Source organism: Paractinoplanes hotanensis, assembly GCF_023717965.1.
Taxonomy (GTDB): domain Bacteria; phylum Actinomycetota; class Actinomycetes; order Mycobacteriales; family Micromonosporaceae; genus Actinoplanes; species Actinoplanes polyasparticus.
Genome location: NZ_JAMQOL010000038.1, coordinates 117,629 through 136,945, shown reverse-complemented (window position 1 = coordinate 136,945; position 19,317 = coordinate 117,629). Strand labels below are relative to the sequence as shown.

The following is a 19,317-nucleotide window of genomic DNA, read 5'->3' as shown; positions in this document are numbered from 1 at the left end:
CTGCCGTCGGAATGTCGCGGGGCCGGTGCGACCCCTTCATTGATGTCTGATCCCGATCCGCGCGCGAACTCATCGGTGCTGTCGTACCGAGGCGTTACGGTGTCGCGGTGACCACCTCGCATCGCCTCGGACGCGCCGCGGATCCGGACATCGAACCGGCATTGGCTGCCGCCCGCGCCGGGGACGGCGAGGCGTTCCGGGCGCTGGTGGCGCCGCACCTGCGGGCGTTGCACGTGCACCGCTACCGGATGCTCGGCTCCTACACCGATGCGGAGGAGGCGGTGCAGGAGGCGACCGTACGTGCCTGGCGCGGGCTGGGCGGCTACCAGGGCACCGGACCGCTACGGCACTGGCTGTACCGCATCACCACCACGACCTGCCTGAAGATGATCGATCGGCGGGCGCGGGACCCGCTCGCCTCCTCGACCGAGGCGGCGTGGTTGCAGCCCTACCCCGACACGCTGCTCGACGAGTTACCCGCCGACGACGCCGACCCGGCCACGATCGCCGAACGCCGCGAGAGCGTCGCCCTCGCGTTCATCGCCGCCCTGCAACTGCTGCCGGCCACCCAGCGGGCGGTGCTGATCCTGCGTGAGGTCCTCGGCTGGCCGGCCCGCGACGTCGCCGGGCTGCTCGACACCACCGTGGCCGGGGTGAACAGCGCCCTGCAACGGGCTCGTGCCAGCCTCGCCGGCGCATCCGCGACCGATACCGGCAGACAACACCTCGACGCCCGGGAACAGCAGGTGCTCGACGGATTCCTGCGGGCCTGGCATGCCTGCGACATCCCCGCCCTCGCCGCTCTGCTGCGCGACGATGTCACGCTGACCATGCCGCCCGAGGCGATCCGGATCGACGGTCGCGACGCCGTCGCCGGTTTCCTCGCCACCGTGCCCGCCGCCGGGCGCCTCGATCTCGTCCGGCTGGTCGTCACCCGCGCCAACGGTCATCCCGCCCTCGCGGCCTATCTGCCCGACCAGCACACCGGCGATTGCCGGGGCTACGGGATCATGGTCCTGACCATCACCGACGACCAGGTCGCCACCATCACCGGCTTTCCCGGTCCGGACCTCTTCCCGATCTTCGACCTGCCCACCACCGGCACCTGACCGGCCTTCGCCCCCCCCAGCTCAGCGGATGGGTAGCCGGTGCCGTGCCGAAGCCGCCACGCCGGCGGCGATGTCGCGCCCCGCCGACACGGCGACGACCGTTGGCAGCTCACCTCGCCCGAGAACGATTGAGCGGACCCAGCGAAGAGAAAAATTCTTGGTGGAGGATGTCGAGTATCGGGGTGGCTGCTCCGACCGTGCGCCGGCACCCGCCAAGAGGTGCCGGACGAAGGGACCACCATGAAGTACATGATCATGATGTTCGGCGGGCTGGGCGCATCACTGGCCGACCGGAGCCCCGAGTGGATCCAGGAGATGCAGTCCGCGATGATGCGGATGGACGGCGAGTTGCGCGCGTCCGGCGAGGTGGTGGACAGCCAGCACCTGATGGATTCCCGTCAGGCCACCACGGTCCGCTTCCGCAACGGCGCCCCGACGCCGACGGACGGACCGTTCGCCGAGATCAAGGAGTCCCTCGCCGGGTACTGGATCGTCGACGGCAGTCACCAGCGCGCAGTCGAGATCGCGTCTCAGGTCGTCGCGATCACCGAGTACCCGATGGAGATCCGGCGAATCATGGACCAGTCGGCGCAGGAGTGAGCGGCCGGTGCGGCGGGAACCCGTGAACGCCGAACCAGCGGTGGAGGGCCTGCTGCGGGAGCTGGCGCCGCAGGTCCTCGGCGCGCTGATCCGCCGGCACGGGCAGTTCGACGCCTGTGAGGACGCCGTGCAGGAGGCGCTGCTCGCTGCCGCGGTCCAGTGGCCTGCTGACGGCGTACCCGAAAGGCCCTGGTCTTGGCTGTTGACCGTGGCCTCCCGGGCTCTGGTCGACCATTGGCGCACCGACAGCGCCCGCCGCCGGCGGGAGGCGGCCGCCGCGCTGGATCCGACGCGGGTGTCCGCGCCCGAGGCGCAGGACACGCTGGTGTTGCTGTTCCTGTGCTGCCATCCGGTCCTGTCGCCGCCGTCGCAGCTCGCGCTCACCCTGCGGGCGGTGGGTGGCCTGAGCACCGCGCAGATCGCCGCCGCCTTCCTGGTTCCGGAGACCACGATGGCGCAGCGGATAGGCCGGGCCAAGCAACGCATCCGTGATGCCGGAGCCCGATTCGTGCTACCGCCGCCGGATGAGCGGGCCGGGCGGCTGGGCGTGGTCCTGCACGTGCTGTACCTGGTCTTCAACGAGGGCTACACCGCCAGTTCGGGGCCGGGCTTGCACCGCGGCGAGCTCACCACCGAGGCGATCCGGCTCACCCGGCTGCTGCACGGCCTGTTGCCCGGCGACACCGAGGTGGCCGGGCTGCTCGCCCTGATGCTGCTCACCGACGCCCGCAGCGCCGCGCGTACCGACGCCGCGGGGTCGATCGTCCCGCTCGCCGAGCAGGACCGCAGCCGGTGGGAAGGCGCCGCGATCGCCGAGGGGCAGGAGCTGCTGACCCGCACATTGAGGGCCGGGCCGGTAGGCCCGTACCAGATCCAGGCGGCGATCGCCGCAGTCCACGACGAGGCCGCCGACGACGAACTCACCGACTGGCCCCAGATCCTCGCCCTGTACGAGGTCCTCGTCCAGATCGCCCCCGGCCCGATGGTGACGCTCAGCCGCGCCGTCGCGACGGCCCGGGTGCACGGCCCGCGAGCCGGCCTCGCCCTGATCGGCACCCTCGACGCCGACGAGCGGATGACGCACACCCACCGCCTCGAAGCCGTCCGCGCCCACCTGCTCGAACAAGCCGGCGACCCGTACGCCGCCCGCGAGTCCTACTTGCGCGCCGCGCGGATGACCGCCAGCCTGCCCGAACAGCGCTACCTCACCCGCCGCGCGGCGCTGCTGCGTACCGTCCCGACCGCTACCGAACCGACGGGCCCTTGCGATGACATCTGATCCTCTTGATACCGCGACGGCACCTGATTTGATCTTTTCCAGCGGGATGGTCAGCTGATCGGCAGGGGCCGGGACGCCAGCTCACCCAGCTCTGTCACAGCGCGGTCGAGCACCGCGGGCCCACCCAGCCGCGCCGCTTCGTTGCGCACATGGTGCAGCTCGTCCTCGTCCACGATCTCCTCCACCCGCACGAACGACCGGGCGCTGTATCGGGCGATCTCCGGGCTGACGGCGGCAGCTCCGGGAATGGCGTCGGCCACGACCAGCAGGAGGGCCGCGGTTGACTGCCGGCCGGCCGAGGCGAGCAGCTCGGCCGCGTTGCGGGCGGTGGTCCACAGCTGGGTCATCTGCCCGGTGCGCCGCCAGAACTCAATGAGGTAGGCGAAGCCGTCGGCCGCGCCCGCCGCGTCCCCGGTCCGTGCCTGTGCCAAGGCCAGGGACACCCGGGCCACTCCCTCGATGAAGCTGCAGCCCACCGAGACAGCCTCCCGGACGGCAGCCGAGTAGCACGCGATCGCCTGCGTCGATGGCAGCAGCTCGCCCTCGACGTAGGCGACGAAGGCGCGGTGCGATCCGCACCGGGAGGTCACCCGCGCCCGGTCCAGCAGCGAACGGGCCGATGCGCGGTCGCCGTCGTACGCAGCGGCGAGCGCGGCGGAGCCGACGAACGTCGCCTCGTCGGGGCTGGGTGTCACGGCGGCGCGCAGCCAGCACTCTCGAGCCGCGCCGAAGTCACCACGAAAGTGCGCGACAACCCCGAGCACGCTCCAGCCGCGGATCTCGTCGCCCGCGTCGATGGCTTCGCGGGCAAGCCGTTCGGCCTCGTCGAATTCGCCGGTGAGACGCGCGGCTTCCGCCGCGGCGGCGAGTATGGCGGGGCGAGCGGGGTGACCGGGGTGACCGGCGATCAGCGAGTCGGCGGCGAGCTCCGTGCCCCAGGACCAGATCTCGGGTAGATCGCGCCACGTGGCAGCCTGGTTCACGCCAAGCGTGATCGCCACCCGGTCGTCGAAGGACGCCAGGCCGCGCGCGGCGCGCAGATTGTCGAGCTCGGCCCGGAGCCTCCGATCGACGCGCGCCTCGTCGGCCCCTGACATCCGGATGCCGATCTCCTCGGCGACGACGCGGCACCGGGACACGAACCGCGCGGTTGTTTCGTCGCGCTCGGCCAGGAGCTCGATGTCGTCGTGAAGGAAAGCACGGACTGTGAACAGCAGCCGGAAGCGACCCGCGACCGCGTCCGCGACCAGCAGCGACGCGTCCACTAGCCCGTGCAACAGGTCCACGGGGTCGTCGGGCAGGCCGACGCACAGTGCTTCCACCGTGGCGACGTCCACCCCGCCGGCGAAGGGCGCGATCGCGCGCAGGAGCCACTTCTGGTCCGGCGTGAGCAGGCGATACGACGACGCGATCGTCGCACGCAAGGTCCGCTGTCGCTGAGCCTCCGGGCCCTCGAGTCCGGTCGCGAGGTCGAGGGCTCGGTCCAGGCGGGTGAGCACATCGCGCATCGGCATCAGTCCCACCTGTTTGGCCGCGAGCTCGATGCCGAGCGGCAGACCGTCGAGGCGTTGCAGGATTTCGACAAGATCGGCCGCTTCCTCGGCAGCCAGCTCATAGGACGGCCGGCGCCGCCGAGCGTGCTCCACGAAGGCGCGCACGCTGGGCATGCGACGCAACGCGTCGAGGTCGGCCGCATCGCGAGGCACCGGGAGTGTCTGCAGCCGCACGACGTACTCCCCCGGCACCTGCAGCGTCACGCGTGAGGTGGCCAGCACGCGCACGCCCGGTGACGAGCGGCGGACGGCGACCACCAGATCGCGACAGGCGGCGGCGACGTGTTCACAGTTGTCCAGCACGAGGAACAGCGACCGGTCCGCCACAGCGGCCGCGATATCGGCCGGCTCGACCTCGCCGGTCATCCGCAGCCCGAGCGTGGACGCCACCGCCTGGCACACGTGTTCGGCCCGGTCGACCACGGCCAGCGGTACGACCACCGCCTCGTCGACGTCGGCCGCGATGTCGAGTCCCAACCGCGTCTTGCCGACCCCACCCGCACCGGTGAGAATCACCACCGCGTGATCGGCGAGGAGTCGAAGCACCTCCTCGCGCTCGTGCTGTCGACCGACCATCGGACCGCTCGGTCTGGCGACACGCGCGGCGACCGCGGGGCGTCCGAGCAGCCCGGCTGCGACCCGCTTCTCCAGCTCGGCCAGCACGGGCGTCGGGTCCAGCCCAGTCTCATCGACCAGCCGGCGGCGGAACGTCCGGGCCGCCGTCATCGCCTCCGCTGCGCGGCCCTCGGCCGCCAGCGCCCGGACCTGCAGGAGCGCAGTCCGCTCACGTAGCGGCGCGGCCATTGCCGCGGCCGCAGCGTCCACGGCGACATGCTCGCCTGTGGCCAGGCGTCGCTCCAGGGATTCCTCGACCAGCTCCAGTTTCAGCTCGCCGAGCCGGACCGATTCGCTCTCCAGTTCGGGCAGCGAGCGGAACTCCTCCAAGGCAGGCCCCCGCCACAGCGACAGCGCCGCCCCGGGGTCGTCGGGAGCCAGGCGTCGTACGGCATCGACATCGAGCTCCCACGGCTCCAGGTGGAGGCGGTAGCCGTTGCCTCGGCGTTCCAGCCGCCCTGCCAACTGACCGAGGTGACCGCGCACACGGGAGATGTGGTTGTAGAGCGCCTGCACCGCGTTGCCCGGTGGGTCGTCAGGCCACAACGCCTCGATCAGCCGCTGAACCCCCACCGTGCGCCCGGCCTGCAGAGCGAGCAGCGCCAGCAGGGCTCGCCGCCGGCTGCCGGGGACGTCGACGGCTCGGCCCTCGACCATGACGGCGAGCGGACCGAGAAGGTCAACACGTAGCGGGAGCCGGGATCGGTCCATTCCCGCACTGTGCCGCAGCGCGGGCGCGCAGTCACGCAGTTTGCGGCGTCACGGCGCTGTCACCGCGATGACAGGGCCGTGGGATCGGGCTCCTCCACACTCGTCAACAGCGCAACCCGGCGCCCCGATGAAAGGCGACAACGCATCATGACCGCACAGCTCGACGCACCCGTCCTGGACTCCGGCACGCTCGAGGAGTTCGCCGCCAAGGTCGCCGGCGACCAGGCGGCAGCGTACAACGCGATCCTCGTCTACCTCGGCGACCGGCTGGGGATCTGGCGATCACTCGCGACGCTCGGCACGACCACCGTGGCCCAACTCGCCGAACACGCCGGCGTCGCTCCGCGATACCTTCAGGAGTGGCTCGCGGCCCAGGCCGCCAACGGCTACGTGACCTACAACGCCGCCGGAAAAACGTTCACGCTGTCGCCCGAGGCCGCCTCCTGCCTGGCCGACGAGCAGAGCCCGACTGCGCTGATGTCCGGCTTCGAGCTCATCGCCGCGGTGTGGGCCGCCGGCGACAAACTCGCGAACGTCTACACGACCGGCGAGGGACTCGGCTGGCACGAGCACGACCCCCGCCTGTTCACCGCCGTCGCCCGCTTCTACGGCACGATGTACCGCAACTCGATGCTCAGCGAGTGGTTCTCCGCGGTGGACGGTTTGATCGAGCAGCTCGAGACCGGCATCCGCGTCCTCGACGTCGGCTGCGGTCTGGGCGTCCCGACCATCCTCCTGGCGGAGGCGTTCCCGAACTCCACGTTCATCGGCGTCGACTACCACCAGGACTCGATCCGGCAGGCTGTCGCTGCGGCGGCGGAGGCCGGAGTCTCCGACCGCGTGGAGTTCTCCGTCGGTGACGCGGAATCGTATGACGGCGCGTACGACCTCGTCCTGTTCTTCGACGCGGTTCACGACTTCGGCGACCCTGTCGCCGCCCTCGCGCACGCCCGGAGCGTTCTGGCGCCTGGTGGCCGGGTCGTGGCGATCGAGCCCTATGCCGAGGACACGCTCGAGGCGAATCTGGCCAACCCGATCGCCCCCGTGTTCTACGTCGGCAGCTCGGCCCTGTGTGTCCCCCACAGCATCTCCGAGGGCGGCGCGGCGCTCGGCGCCCAAGCCGGCCCAGCCCGTCTCACCCAGGCGTTCCGCGACGCCGGCTTCACCTCCGCGCGGGTCGCCGCGTCGACGATGACCAACCTCGTCATCGACGCCCACGTCTGACCCCGGACAACTCACCACCGCCAGGGTGGTGTGATCGACAACGAAGGAGCTCGCGATGACCACAACGCTCGAGCCGGCCGGCCACCACGCCGACCTGCTGAACACCCCGCCCCCCGGCCTGCCTGCCGACGCTTTCGCCGAGCGGCGGCACGATGGAAATGTACGCCGTCTACTTCGGTGACCAGCTGGGGTGGTATCGCGCGCTGCACGAGCGGGGCCGGCTCACCTCGACCGAACTGGCCGACGCCACCGGGACCGCGGAGCGCTACGCCCGGGAGTGGCTGGAGCATCAAGCCGCCAGCGGCTACCTGACGGTCGACGACGCGGCCGCCGCACCGCAGGACCGGCGGTTCCGGCTACCCGCCACGCACGCCGAGGTGCTCCTCGACGACGACAGCCTCGCCCACCTCGCACCCCTGGCCCGGATGGTCGCGGCCAGCGGCCTCCACCTCGACGACATCGTCGAGGCGTACCGCACGGGCGCCGGCGTGAGCTGGCAGCGGCTGGGCCGCAACGCCCGCGAGGGCCAGTCCGCGATCAACCGCCCGTTGTTCCTCCACGCACTCGCGCAGCAGGTGCTCCCCGGCGTCGCCGGCCTCGACGCGCGCCTGCGGTCCGGCGCGCGGGTCGCGGACGTGGGGTGCGGCGAAGGATGGTCCTCGATCGGCATCGCGACGGGCTACCCCGAGGTCACGGTGGACGGCTATGACGTCGACGCGGCGTCCGTCGACGCCGCCCGCCGGCACGCCCTCGGCTCGGACGCCGCCGGCCGCGTGACGTTCACGCTGCAGGACGTCGCTGCCCAGCGGCTCGGCGACGGGACACCGTACGACGCGGTGTTCGCGTTCGAGTGCGTGCACGACCTCTCCGACCCGGTCGGCTTCCTCCGGACCGTGCGCGGCACCGTGGCCGACGACGGGTTCGTCGTCGTCATGGACGAGCTGACCGAGGAGCGGTTCACCGCGCCGGCCGGGCCCTGGGAGCGGGTGCTCTACGGCTTCTCGGTCACGACCTGCCTGGTCGACGGCATGGCTCACGAAGTCAGCGCCGGCACCGGCACCGTCATGCGGCCGGAGACACTGCGCCGGTACGCCCTGGAGGCAGGGTTCAGCGAGATCGAGATCCTGCCCTCGCCAGCGGAGATCAATTTCCGGTTCTACCGGCTGCACGTGTGACGCCGGACCACCTGCGGCGCCCAGGACCGCCGAGCCGGCGCTGGTGCCGCGGCACTGATCGCTGACCAGCAGACGATTCCCGGTCGACAATTTCTGGAAACTGAGGCGTCGGCGGTCCATGGCCGCGCAGATGTGGTCTCAGTACCCTGACTGGAACGCACTGGATCAGCTGGCTTCTCACTGTCTGGAGAACCACATGCGCGGCACCAGAATTGGCGCGTGCCCGCTCCGCGCCCACATCGATCCACGCCTCTTGCGATTCAGCGCCGGTGCCACCGCGAGCGTGCTCGCCGGCGTGCTGGTCATCGTTGACGTTGCCCGGCCATTGGGCCTCGGCCTGCTCGCCTCCCAGGTCGCCGTGTTCGCGTTCACCGCGTTCGTGAGTTTTCAGTGGTCGTTGTGGGCGCAGATCTTTGCCCGTGTCATCTGGCCGCGGATCGGAGCGCCGGCCGACTTGGAGGATGCCCGGCCACCGAGATTCGCCCAATTCATCGGCTTTGTGGTCACCGCTCCGGCGCTGACCGCCTTCACACTCGGCGCCGATGTCGCCGGCTACGGCCTCACCGCTCTCGCCTTCGGCCTGACAGCCCTCAACGCATCCACCGGGCTGTGTTTGGGTTGCAAGGCTTACCATCTGGTCCGCCGACTGAAACCGGCCTGACGGAAAGGATGTCGATTCCCCCAGGGAACGCGGTTCCGGCATCTTCGGGTCCCGTGAACCGCTGAATATCTAATTGGCGCAGCGAACGCCCCGCCCGCACGGTTTGCTGCTCGAGCGTTCGGCTGCGGCAGGCGTCGTGGGCCGGCACGACGTCCAGCATCGTCCCAGGAGCGACACCGCCCGCGCGGTGCTGGCACCGGCATCTGCGTTCATCGAGCTGTAAGGATTTCGCCCGGGCACTCAAACGTATTCTCGGTGCAGCATTCGGCGAACGGGATGGGGCCGACGATGATGATTCGCAGGCTGGGTGTTATCGGCGTGGTCGCCGCGATGTTGCTGAGCGGCTGCGGTTCCGGGGGCGAGCGCACCGGCACGACGGGCGCGGGCGGCACCAGTACTGGCAGTGCGGCCGATCCCGGATCGAGCGGTTCGCTGCTGGCGTTCACCGGTACCACGATCGACGGTAAACCGTTCGACGGGAAGTCCCTGGCCGGCAAACCGGCGGTGCTGTGGTTCTGGGCGCCGTGGTGCCCGGTGTGCCTGCAGCAGGCGCCGGGGGTGCGGGCCGCCGCCGAGCAGTACGGCGACAAGGTCACCATCGTCGGGGTAGCCGGCCTGGACAAGGCCGCCGCGATGCCGGAATTCGTCCGACTGGCGAAGGTCGAGTCGATCACCAATCTCGCGGACGAGCCCGGCGCAATCTGGAAGCACTTCGGCATCACCTCCCAGAGCACGTTCGTGCTGCTCGACGCGGCCGGACAGCAGACCGGTCACGGCGTGCTGAGCGCGAAAGAGGTGACGGGCAAGGTCAAAGAGCTGCTGGCCGGCGCGTGATGGCACGACGCTCACCGTTCGTACGGGATGGTGATCCACAATGACCGAGGCGCCGTTCGCGCTGGCGGTGGCCGCGGGCACACTGGCGGCGCTCAACCCCTGCGGGTTCGCGTTGCTGCCGGTGTATCTGACCGTCCTGATCACCGACGGTGACCAGGCGTCCCGCGCGAGAGCGGTGGCCCGGGCGATGATCAGCACGGCGGCTATCGTGACCGGGTTCGTGGCGGTGTTCGCGTTGTTCGGGCTCGCGCTCGCCCCGGTCGCCGGACTCGTGCAGGCGCGCCTGCCGTGGTTCACGATCGTGCTGGGACTGGCCCTGGCCGGGCTCGGTGTGTGGCTGCTCTGCGGCCGGAGTCTGCCCGGGATCAGCCTGCTGGCCGGGCGCGGGCCGGTGGCGGTCCGGACGATCCCGTCGATGGCAGCCTTCGGCGCCGGCTACGCCCTCACGTCGCTGAGCTGCACGATCGGGCCGTTCCTGGCGATCGTCGTGTCCAGTTTCCGGGCCGGGTCACCCTTCACGGGGGTCCTGCTTTTCCTCGCGTACGCGGCCGGCATGGGCATGGTCGTCGGCATCGCGGCGCTGGCGCTGGCGCTGGCGCGAACGTCGGTGATCGGCCGGATGCGCCGGCTCGCCCCGCTGATCTCGCGAGCCGGCGGTGTGGTGATCGCTCTCGCCGGCGCCTACGTCGCTTACTACGGCTGGTACGAATTGCGTGTGCTGCGCGGTGCCACGGCGGACGACCCTGTCATCAGCGCCGCCCTCACAGTGCAGGGCTGGTTCTCGAACGCTGTTGCCGACCTCGGCGTGCCCGTCGTCGCGTTCACCTTCGCCACCGTGCTCGCCAGCGCGGGTGCCGCAGTCTGGTGGTCCTGGTCGCGCAGGCGGGCCGTCAAGCAGCTCCGCTGATTCGGGCGGGGCGGCGCCCGACTCACGGTGCTTGGGCGTCAGTCCGGCCCAGGAGCTCAGGTGCGCGGGGCCGGCGAAGCGGGAAGATCGCCGCCGGCGTCGGTCCGACACCGGGAGACATCGGCTACTGACAGCGGCGCGCAGTCGGCGACCGGCAGCGGCTGAGTCCTTCCGAGGCATGCGCACGGGCGCGCTGTTGGCGTTCCTGCGGAGAGAGAACGACGGGATTAGGGATCGCTATGAGTGATCGTGACCCGTGGGCTGCGGTACTGCGTGAGGTCATCGCTCGCTCGCACCTGTGGCGCCCGGGTGAGCTCGCCGCAACCGTGCAGCGTGCCGTCGCGCGTCTGGGTATCCGGGTGACGATTTACCAGATTGACGTCGAACAGCGGTCACTGCGGCCGCTGGGACGACCGCAGACGGGGAATCTGCCGCCGGTGCACGTCGAGGGCTCGCTGGCCGGTCAGGTTTTCACGGGGTTGGAACCGCTGCTCACCGGCTCGGGGCCGGAGCGGGTTTGGTGGCTGCCGATGGTTGATGGCAGTGACCGGCTCGGGGTGGTGGCGTTCGCCCGTGCCCGACGGCGGCGTGGAGGGCGATGACGTCCGGGAGAACTGCGAGATGCTGGCCGGGGTGATCGGTCATTTGATCACGGGGTCGTTGTCGCGAGGAGACCGGCTGCTGCAGGGCCAGCGGTCCCGGGAGATGACGGCAGCGGCAGAACTGCTGTGGCAGCTGCTTCCCCCGCTGACCGCCTGCACCGATCAGGTGACGGTCACCGCTGTGCTGCAGCCGTGCTGCTCTACACCGACAGGGTCACCGAAACGCGCTTGGGCGACGGCCGGCAGTTCGGCGTCGACGCTCTGATCGAGCTGGCCGAATGCCACGCCGGCAGCGGGTTCCCTCCGGCTGAGACGCTGGGGCTGATGGCGCACGACATCGGTGACTCCCGGCGCAGCCCGTCAGTGGATGACACCACCATGATGATGGTGGAACGGTCGCGGGCTGAGCGGGCTGGCTCACCCCTGGGCCTCGGACGTCTCGGAGAGAAGCGACGCGATGAGCCGGCGACCCGGCTGCGCTGGAAGGCCGAGCGCGACTTCGACGAGGCGGTCCGGTCGCCCTGGCGGGCTACGAGCCGAGGCCGGCCCGGCGGCTGACCGGAATGCAAATCCTGCAACTCCTTGTCTTGATATCGACGGATGCCTATCGTCCCGAGGTAAGCGCTTTCCTGTCGTGGGGAGGGCGGCGCGAAACCCCCGACGATGGAAGCGAGACAAAGTGAAACGATCAGTCGCCCTACGATGGTCGGCGGGAGCCGCCACCGCGATCACCGCCGCCGCGATCGTGATGACGCTGCCGGCCACCCAGGCCCTCGCGGCCGACAACCTCAGCCTGGGCGGCGGCGCCGACGGCTCCAGCAAGGCCAGCGGCACCAGCTACGGCAACGTCAAGGACGGGAACACCGGCACCTACTGGTCACCGGCCGGCGCGACCGGATACGTCTCGGTCAAGTGGAGCAGCGCCACGACGGTCTCCTCGGCCACCATCAGGCAGGCCTCGGGCGGCGGCTCGATCAGCGCCTGGCGGGTGCTCAACGCCGACACCGGCGCCGTGCTGACCAGTGGCAGCGGCAGCCCGAGCACGATCTCGTTCGCCTCGACATCGCTGAAGAAGCTCACCTTCGACATCACGAGCGCGTCCGGCGCGCCGCGCATCGCCGAGTTCGAGACGTACGCCGGCGGCGGTGGCACAACCCCGACCACCGGCCCCACCACGAACCCGCCCAACCCGACCCCGACCCCGACCAGCAACCCGGGCGGCGGCACGCCGACGGGCGCCTGGCCGTCCTCGGCCGGTTCGGCGAGCGTCTCCGGCACGGTCAACGTCTCGGGCACCTTCGACGGTGGCATGAAGACGTACTGCTGCATCGGTGACGGCTCGCAGAACGAATCCCAGGACCCGATGTTCAAGATCGCCAACGGCGGCACCCTGCAGAACGTCATCCTCGGCTCCCCGGCCGGCGACGGCGTGCACTGCGAGGGCACCTGCACCATCCGCAACGTGTGGTGGAACGACATCGGCGAGGACGCCGCCACCTTCAAGGGCACCGGCAACGGCACGAGCTACGTCATCGGCGGCGGCGCCCGGAACGGCAGCGACAAGACGTTCCAGCACAACGGCAACGGCACGGTCAACATCTCCGGCTTCTACCTGAGCGGCTCCGGCAAGCTGTACCGCGGCTGCGGCAACTGCACCAGCTCGTACACACGCCACGTGCGCATCGACAACGTGCTGCTGAACGACATCGACATGGTCGCCGGCATCAACTCCAACTGGGGTGACACGGCCACCATCACCCGCGTCACCCTCAGCAACAGTTCGAGCGCCACCGTCTGCGGCAAGTACCAAGGCGTCGCCAAGGGCAGCGAGCCCAAGTACCTCGGCGCCGGCTGGAACGACAGCAACTGCAAGGTCAGCCAGAGCGACATCACGTACCGCTAAAGCCTGCCCGAGTCACAGGAGGAGCGCCCGGCGCTCCTCCTGTGACCGGTGCCGGCTGCCACCGCGAACTCGATCCGACCGGCCGCGCGCGCATCCCTCTGGAAACCACGTCGAGGCCAGGGAGACCTACATGCGAGTCGAAAACATGATCGCCTCCGCCGGGCTGCTGGCCGGCGCCATCGTTGCCCTGTCACCGTCGGCCGTTCATGCGGCGCCTGTCCGCTATGAGGCGGAGTCCGCTCCCGCGGTATGCACCGGGGCCGTCGAGGCGAACTGGACAGGCTTCTCGGGTAGCGGCTTCTGCAACGCGACCAATGCCGCGGGCGCGTACGTGCGATTCACCGTGAACACGGCCGCGTCGGGCACAGCCACTGTGGGGGTCCGGTTCGCCAACGGCACCACCACGGCCCGGGCGACGAACCTGATCGTCAACGGCGCCACCGTGCAGTCGCCGTCGTTCGAGGGCACCGGAGCCTGGTCGAACTGGGTCACCAAAACCCTCTCCGTGCCGGTGAACGCCGGCAGCAACACCATCAGCCTGAACCCGACCGCCTCGGCCGGCCTGCCGAACATCGACTACCTCGAGGCCGATACCGGCAGCACTCCCGCACCAGCCGACAGCCTGTACGTGGCGGTGAACGGCAGCGACAACAACGCCGGCACTCTGGCCGCGCCGCTGCTGACCATCCAGCGCGCGATCGACCTGGCCCAGCCCGGGCACACCATCTTCATCCGCGGCGGCACCTACGCGCCGAGCTCGAACATCCGCATCCTGAAGGACGGCACGCCCAGCCAGCCCATCACGATGCGCAACTACGGCACCGAACGGGTCATCATCGACGGCGAGAACATGCCGTACACGCCGGGTGCGGTCGACTCCGACATTCCCCGGCCGGACCGCGGCGCTGTCCACATCGAGGGCGACTGGTGGCGGTTGATCGGGCTGGAGGTCATTCACGGCCCGTACGGACTCTTCGGCCTGGACTCCAGTAACAACTACTACGAACGCCTGATCACCCGGGACAACTACGAGTCCGGGTTCCACCTGTTCCTCACATCGAGCAACAACCAGATCATCAACCTGGACTCGTACGGCAACCGCGACCCGCGCAACAACGGCGAGAGCGCCGACGGCCTGGCCATCAAGGAAGGGTCCGGGACAGGCAACGTGGTACGCGGCGCCCGGCTCTGGAACAACACCGACGACGGCCTGGACTTCTGGATGTTCCAGTCGCCGATCCTGCTCGAGAACAGCATCGCCTGGGGCAACGGCTTCAACCGGTGGAACCTGCCCGACTTCGTCGGCGACGGCAACGGATTCAAGCTCGGCGGCAATGCCGTGTCCGCCAGTCATACCGTGCGCAACTGCATGGCCTGGGACAACGCCCGCAGCGGCGTGATTGACAACAACAACCCCGGACAGCACCTCGTCGACCACTGCACCGCGTGGGACAACGCATCGGGCGGGTTCTACTTCGACCGATCCGACAGCACTCTGACCAAGAACCTCGCGGTCGCCAACGCCACCAACGTCAACCTCGGCGCCAGCTCCAGCGGCTCGGGCAACTCGTGGAACATCGGCGGCACCTGGTCGTTCGTCAGCACGAACCCCAGCATCATCACCGGGCCGCGCGACGCCGACGGCTCGATACCGGCCTCGGGCTTCCTGCGCCCGTCCGACGGAGCTGACATCGGAGCCCGGTTCTAACTGACAATCCGCCGATCGATACTTCTGGGTCACCGCGCAAGGGCGAGCGGGAACACAGCTCGTCAATCGTCCTAGGAACCTATGCCATGACGAACCAGAGACGCTGTGGGCTGGAGGCCCGGGTCAGTCCATGGCGTTGCGTTCTGTCCGGAGCCTGTCCGCTTGGCGGCTCAGCTCCCTCGCCCGCCGTTTGTTTGCCTTGTTCCGGCCTGGCCCGGCGGTCAATCGCCGGGCCTGCGCGAGCAACGCGTCGGCCAGCCCTCCCAGGCCGGCTGCCCGATGCGTACCGAGCGCTTGCCGAGCGACCCCGATGGCCTCCTCCCCGAGTGCCAAGGCTTCGGCCGCCCTGCCTGCCCGATCCAGCCGCTCGGTCTGCTCCTGCACCAGGAACGCGTACCGCGGCAGCACGCCGGCCCGGTTGGCTTCGGCTGCCTCGCGGATCAGGCGTACGGACTCGTCACCGGTCTGCAGCGCAGCAGCCAGCCGGCCGGCCGCGCCCTGCTTGTCCGCCAGGATCGACAGCGACAGCGCCAGACCCGGCAGGTGCACGGCTCGGTTGCCGGCAACCAACTCGCGACGCAGATCAACCGCTTCTTCCGCGAGCGCTGTGGCGTTCTCGGTGTCGGACGCGGTCGCCAGGTCGCTGACCGCCTCAGCGAGCTTGGACAGATAGCTGCTCCGCTCTTCGGCGGCCAGTTCCCGGTAGATGGCCACAGCCTCCGCGAGTACTTCCACCGATTGTTCGGCCTGGCCGAGGGCAGCAAGCCGGCCACCATGCGACCGTAACCCGGAAGCGAGCTGCGCTCGGTGCCCGGACTGGGCCGCCACCAGGATGCGGCTGATCGCGACCGCCTCCGTGGACATCGCCGACGCCTCGTCATGGCGCCGGATCCGGGACAGGATGATCGAGCAGTTGCCCAACGCCAAGGCCAGCTTCTGGAGCCGGACCAAGCCGTCCACGCCGGGCATCTCGCGATAGAACGCGATCGTCTGGGTGGCGGTCTCCGCCGCCTCCGTCCAGCGGCCGATCAGGTAGAGCCGATTGGCGTGGTTGAGCAGAATCCGCCCGTACACGGAGTGAACCGCCAGGGACGGCTGCTCAGCCGCGAGCGTCTGCCACATGCGCAATGCCTGCTCGCTGATCTGGTACGCCTCTTCATGTTGCCCGGTCTCGGCAAGTGACATCGACAGAGTCGCCAGGCCGTCGGCCAGCCAGGTGTCGGATCGCAGGCGGGGTAGCTCGATCAGCTCCCGGCTGCGGGCCAGGGACTCCTGCGCTCGGCCCGATTCGAGCAGCCTGTCGGCCGCGGCAATCAACGCCCTTGCCAGCAACGGGACGTCGTGAGCAGCGCGTGCCAGGCTCAGTGCCTCCTCGGCGAGCTCGAGCGCGGCACTGTGCCGCCCGAGCCCGGCCAGGTACCACGACTGGTCGGCCGTGGCTCGAGCGAGCAGGGGCAACGCCTCCCCCGGCGCCCAGCGCGCGACGTCGCGCACCATCCGAAGCCCGCGTTCGCCGGTCTCGGCCGCCTCGTCCCGGCGGCCCGCGATGGACAGCCGGGTCGCCTCGTCGACCAGCCATCCAGCTTGCCGCAGCCGCTCGTCCGAGATCGCCTGCCGCCACCGTGCCATCATCGGGCGATCCTAGGTTCTCCTGCGGACCGAGCACACCAGAGCTACGGACCACCAAAGACGAGTCCATGACCCACAGGACCATTTCCCAGGGCTCGAAACCATTTACTCAGCCCGGATACGGCAGCCGAAGCAGCATCACACAGTCAACGCTTCCACAGTCGACACAATCTCATCGGCTATGTTCGCGCACCGCTCACGTGATCTTGGGGAACGTGGTTGCGATATGCACGACCTGACCGTTGAGCTTGGTTCGACCAGTTGCCGCCGTACCGTTCCGTGTCACAGCAGGGCCTCGATCTCGTCGGCGGCATGGGGAGCGCCGGGCGAGGATCGGATCTCCGCGCCGAGGCGAGCGGCGGCGGCCCGGTGCGGGCCGGGGGCGAGCATGCGGTCGACGGCGGCACGGATGGTTGCCGGATCTGCCCGCCGCGACACGACCTCGGCGGCGCCGGCGTGCTGGACGAGCGAGCCGACCAGGGGCTGATCGCTGCGATCGAACATCGGTACGATCACCATCGGCAGGTCGTGCGCGAGGGCCTGCATCGTCGTACCGTGACCGCCGTGGCCGACGACCAGTGACACGTCCGGCATGATCTTGGCGTGCGGCACGTATCCGAGCACCTCCATGGTGGACGGCCGTTGAAGCTCCTCGGGCCGCACGGCGTTGCCCGTGGTGAGCACGACCGGCAGCGGCAGGTCCGCGACCGCGTCCACGATGGCCTGCAGGGTGCCGGCCTGGCCGGGGTAGTACAGCGAACTCAGGCTCACCAACAGCTTCCCGGCAGAGCTGGCCGGGGCGGCAGGTGGCACGATCGGGCCGACGACTCGCGCATTGGCCGGCAATGGGGACGTGGGCTCCAGTGACGCCACGGTGGTGACCAGCGTCCGGTCGGCGCCGTCCCAGAGGCGACGTGGCCGCATGCCTTTCACCGTTGCGACCGCGTTGAGCGCTCCGGTGCCGAATTCCTGCCGCAAGTACCCGTAGAGGGTATGTACCAGCGACACGTGTCGTACACCGGCCCGCCGGACCGCCGCCAGCGCGCCCAGCAGCATGCAGTCGACAACAGCTACGTCGCATGGGTGCTCACGCAGCAGGGCCACGACGTCCCGGCCGGCGCCCCGGTCGACGCATGCGCCAAGATAGGCCAATTCGGCCCGGCGGGTACTCAGCCGGGCACGTGGTTGCCAGCCGCGGGCCCGCTGGTACCCGTGAAAGGCAAGACCCTCGGACTCCACCGTCCGACGCATCGGGGCATGGCCGAGCACCCGCACGCGGTGACCGCGAGACCGAAGTTCGGCGGCTATCCCCACGGCCGGGGCGACGGTGCCGCCGGCGTCCCACGTGACGACCAGGACGTCGCTCACTGCAGGATCCTCTCGACGAGTTGTCGCACGCGGGACTCCGCCGAACGCCGGCTGAGCCGCCGGTCGCGGCGCAGCACCTTCCACGTGTAGACGTCGGTGGCGACGATCAGCAGGTCGATCAGCGCCTCGCGAGCGACCGGGGTCAGACCACTGATGATCGGCGCGAACACCTGCTCGACCCAGTCGCGGTGCATGGCTCGGCCGCGGTCCATCAGGCGCTTGACGTGCGGGGCGGTGTCCTCCTTGCCGAGCAGCCGGATGTTGGCATCGCCGCGACGTTCGTACTGGTCGTAGAGCACCCGGATGGCATGCCCGGGATCGCCGGCCGGCGCCGCCCGCTCGTCGGCGAGCATCGATGCCGCCTGCGCGATCAACGCGTCACGGTTGCCGAAGTGGCGCAGCACCGTCTGCACGCTGACGCCGGCGAGAGCCGCGACGCCGGCGAGGGTCACCTCCGGCAGCTGACCGAACGCCGTCACCGTCGCCTCAAGGATGCGCTGCCGGGTGGCGGCCGCGGACTCGGCACGAGCCGTCTGGGTGTACCCACGCGATGCTTTCATGTTAATCCACATTAACATGAAAGCGCTGCGGCGACGGGTACGACGCGCACCACTTCGGTCTCGTTTCGGTCTGCCGTCCTGGCCTGTACCGGGACTCCGCCTGGGCGCCGACCCGCTCTCACGACGACGCCGACCGAATCCCTCATCGCACCGCCGTCGGCGCCGGCGCCGACGGCGGTGGCTACTCGCCTGGTGGAGCCGGACCGGAGGTCGCCGACCGCGAAGACCCCTTCGACGAGTTCCACCGATTCGCGGCTGTCAACATTTCGCCCACACCGCCTCCAGGCCGGCATCACTGGAATAGAACAGGTGATGCCGCAACTCGGGGACGGATTCCAGCTCACGCCGCAGCGCGTACGGATGAGCTGATCGCGCGGCCAGGAACGGTTGGACGGCGAGCATGCTCCGGAGTTCTCCGACCGGCCAGTCCGCGCCCAGCAGTTTCCTGGCGCGCATGAGCAGCGCCACTCCGTCGAGCGGGATCCTGTCTACATAGACGTCGGCGGTCAACGGCATGTCCGGCACCGGATCGGGCGGCAGGGCGAAGCCGGAACTCCGCCACGCCTCGAATGCGGGAGCAGCAATCTCGAGGTCGGCTTCGCCGAGACCGCCCAGGTCGGCCCAGAACACCGGGCCGCCGCCGTCGCACCTGAGGAAGAATCCCCGATCGCCTTCCTGGCCGATCATGAGGTAGCCCGCGAGCCACTCGCCGACTCCGTAGGTGGTGTTGCGCTCCGGCAGGGATTCCCGCCGGTACACGACCGCTCCGGCGGCGGTGACGACATCGTCGGTGGCTTCGCCCAGCCACCGCTGGTAGGCGGGGTCCGTCCGGGCGACCAACTGCTCGATCATCTCCACCTCCGACTCCTTTCCGTCGTC

Annotated in this window: 18 protein-coding genes; 13 read left to right on the top strand and 5 right to left on the bottom strand. The window is 69.8% G+C overall.

Annotation, left to right across the window (positions count from 1 at the left end):
* The first annotated feature begins 107 nt into the window (after positions 1-107).
* From LXN57_RS26815 to LXN57_RS26805, 3 genes are all read left to right on the top strand, one after another.
* Positions 108-1,109 (top strand): RNA polymerase subunit sigma-70, encoded by a 1,002-nt coding sequence (locus LXN57_RS26815; RefSeq protein ID WP_251800986.1) that lies wholly within the window; start codon positions 108-110, stop codon positions 1,107-1,109.
* 240 nt (positions 1,110-1,349) lie between these two features.
* Positions 1,350-1,709, top strand: coding sequence for a YciI family protein (locus LXN57_RS26810; protein WP_251800985.1), 360 nt, complete (start codon positions 1,350-1,352; stop codon positions 1,707-1,709).
* 7 nt (positions 1,710-1,716) lie between these two features.
* Positions 1,717-2,988 (top strand): RNA polymerase sigma factor, encoded by a 1,272-nt coding sequence (locus LXN57_RS26805; protein WP_251800984.1) that lies wholly within the window; start codon positions 1,717-1,719, stop codon positions 2,986-2,988.
* A 50-nt stretch (positions 2,989-3,038) separates the two neighbouring features.
* Here the strand turns inward: LXN57_RS26805 and LXN57_RS26800 are convergent, their stop codons facing one another.
* Positions 3,039-5,867, bottom strand: coding sequence for an AfsR/SARP family transcriptional regulator (locus LXN57_RS26800; RefSeq protein ID WP_251800983.1), 2,829 nt, complete (start codon positions 5,865-5,867; stop codon positions 3,039-3,041).
* 147 nt (positions 5,868-6,014) lie between these two features.
* Here LXN57_RS26800 and LXN57_RS26795 point away from each other — a divergent pair, with 147 nt between their 5' ends.
* The 10 genes from LXN57_RS26795 (at position 6,015) to LXN57_RS26755 (ending at position 14,881) form a co-directional block, all read left to right on the top strand.
* On the top strand, positions 6,015-7,091 hold the full coding sequence (locus LXN57_RS26795; RefSeq protein ID WP_251800982.1) for a class I SAM-dependent methyltransferase: 1,077 nt from the start codon (positions 6,015-6,017) through the stop codon (positions 7,089-7,091).
* Between the two features lie 55 nt (positions 7,092-7,146).
* On the top strand, positions 7,147-7,272 hold the full coding sequence (locus LXN57_RS48000) for a hypothetical protein (RefSeq protein WP_285904679.1): 126 nt from the start codon (positions 7,147-7,149) through the stop codon (positions 7,270-7,272).
* Complete coding sequence (locus tag LXN57_RS26790; RefSeq protein WP_251800981.1) at positions 7,244-8,266, top strand: class I SAM-dependent methyltransferase; 1,023 nt, start codon at positions 7,244-7,246, stop codon at positions 8,264-8,266. Before LXN57_RS48000 ends, LXN57_RS26790 begins: the two co-directional genes overlap by 29 nt.
* Positions 8,267-8,384: 118 nt before the next feature.
* Positions 8,385-8,927, top strand: coding sequence for a DUF4395 domain-containing protein (locus LXN57_RS26785; protein ID WP_251800980.1), 543 nt, complete (start codon positions 8,385-8,387; stop codon positions 8,925-8,927).
* A gap of 276 nt (positions 8,928-9,203) precedes the next feature.
* Entirely contained in the window at positions 9,204-9,761 is a 558-nt protein-coding gene (locus LXN57_RS26780; protein ID WP_251800979.1) for a TlpA family protein disulfide reductase, read from the top strand.
* Between the two features lie 40 nt (positions 9,762-9,801).
* On the top strand, positions 9,802-10,668 hold the full coding sequence (locus LXN57_RS26775; protein ID WP_251800978.1) for a cytochrome c biogenesis CcdA family protein: 867 nt from the start codon (positions 9,802-9,804) through the stop codon (positions 10,666-10,668).
* A gap of 239 nt (positions 10,669-10,907) precedes the next feature.
* On the top strand, positions 10,908-11,270 hold the full coding sequence (locus LXN57_RS26770; RefSeq protein WP_251800977.1) for a lactonase family protein: 363 nt from the start codon (positions 10,908-10,910) through the stop codon (positions 11,268-11,270).
* A 192-nt stretch (positions 11,271-11,462) separates the two neighbouring features.
* Positions 11,463-11,828: a SpoIIE family protein phosphatase gene (locus LXN57_RS26765; protein WP_251800976.1), complete on the top strand. Its 366-nt coding sequence runs from the start codon at positions 11,463-11,465 to the stop codon at positions 11,826-11,828.
* Between the two features lie 121 nt (positions 11,829-11,949).
* The gene (locus tag LXN57_RS26760; RefSeq protein WP_251800975.1) at positions 11,950-13,173 is read left to right on the top strand and encodes a pectate lyase; all 1,224 of its coding nucleotides are present in this window, start codon (positions 11,950-11,952) and stop codon (positions 13,171-13,173) included.
* A 130-nt stretch (positions 13,174-13,303) separates the two neighbouring features.
* Positions 13,304-14,881 carry a right-handed parallel beta-helix repeat-containing protein gene (locus LXN57_RS26755; RefSeq protein ID WP_251800974.1) on the top strand — a complete coding sequence of 526 codons (1,578 nt, stop codon included), beginning with the start codon at positions 13,304-13,306 and terminating at the stop codon, positions 14,879-14,881.
* A 123-nt stretch (positions 14,882-15,004) separates the two neighbouring features.
* On the opposite strand, the gene LXN57_RS26750 is transcribed toward LXN57_RS26755, so the two are convergent.
* The 4 genes from LXN57_RS26750 to LXN57_RS26735 all read right to left on the bottom strand — a co-directional run bounded on the left by LXN57_RS26750 (position 15,005) and on the right by LXN57_RS26735 (position 19,296).
* Positions 15,005-16,513 carry an ATP-binding protein gene (locus tag LXN57_RS26750; protein ID WP_251800973.1) on the bottom strand — a complete coding sequence of 503 codons (1,509 nt, stop codon included), beginning with the start codon at positions 16,511-16,513 and terminating at the stop codon, positions 15,005-15,007.
* Between the two features lie 279 nt (positions 16,514-16,792).
* Entirely contained in the window at positions 16,793-17,878 is a 1,086-nt protein-coding gene (locus LXN57_RS26745; RefSeq protein WP_251800972.1) for a glycosyltransferase, read from the bottom strand.
* The gene (locus LXN57_RS26740) at positions 17,875-18,438 is read right to left on the bottom strand and encodes a TetR/AcrR family transcriptional regulator (RefSeq protein ID WP_251800971.1); all 564 of its coding nucleotides are present in this window, start codon (positions 18,436-18,438) and stop codon (positions 17,875-17,877) included. The genes LXN57_RS26745 and LXN57_RS26740 overlap by 4 nt, the downstream gene beginning before the upstream one ends.
* A gap of 258 nt (positions 18,439-18,696) precedes the next feature.
* Positions 18,697-19,296, bottom strand: coding sequence for a hypothetical protein (locus tag LXN57_RS26735; protein WP_251800970.1), 600 nt, complete (start codon positions 19,294-19,296; stop codon positions 18,697-18,699).
* Positions 19,297-19,317: the final 21 nt, after the last annotated feature.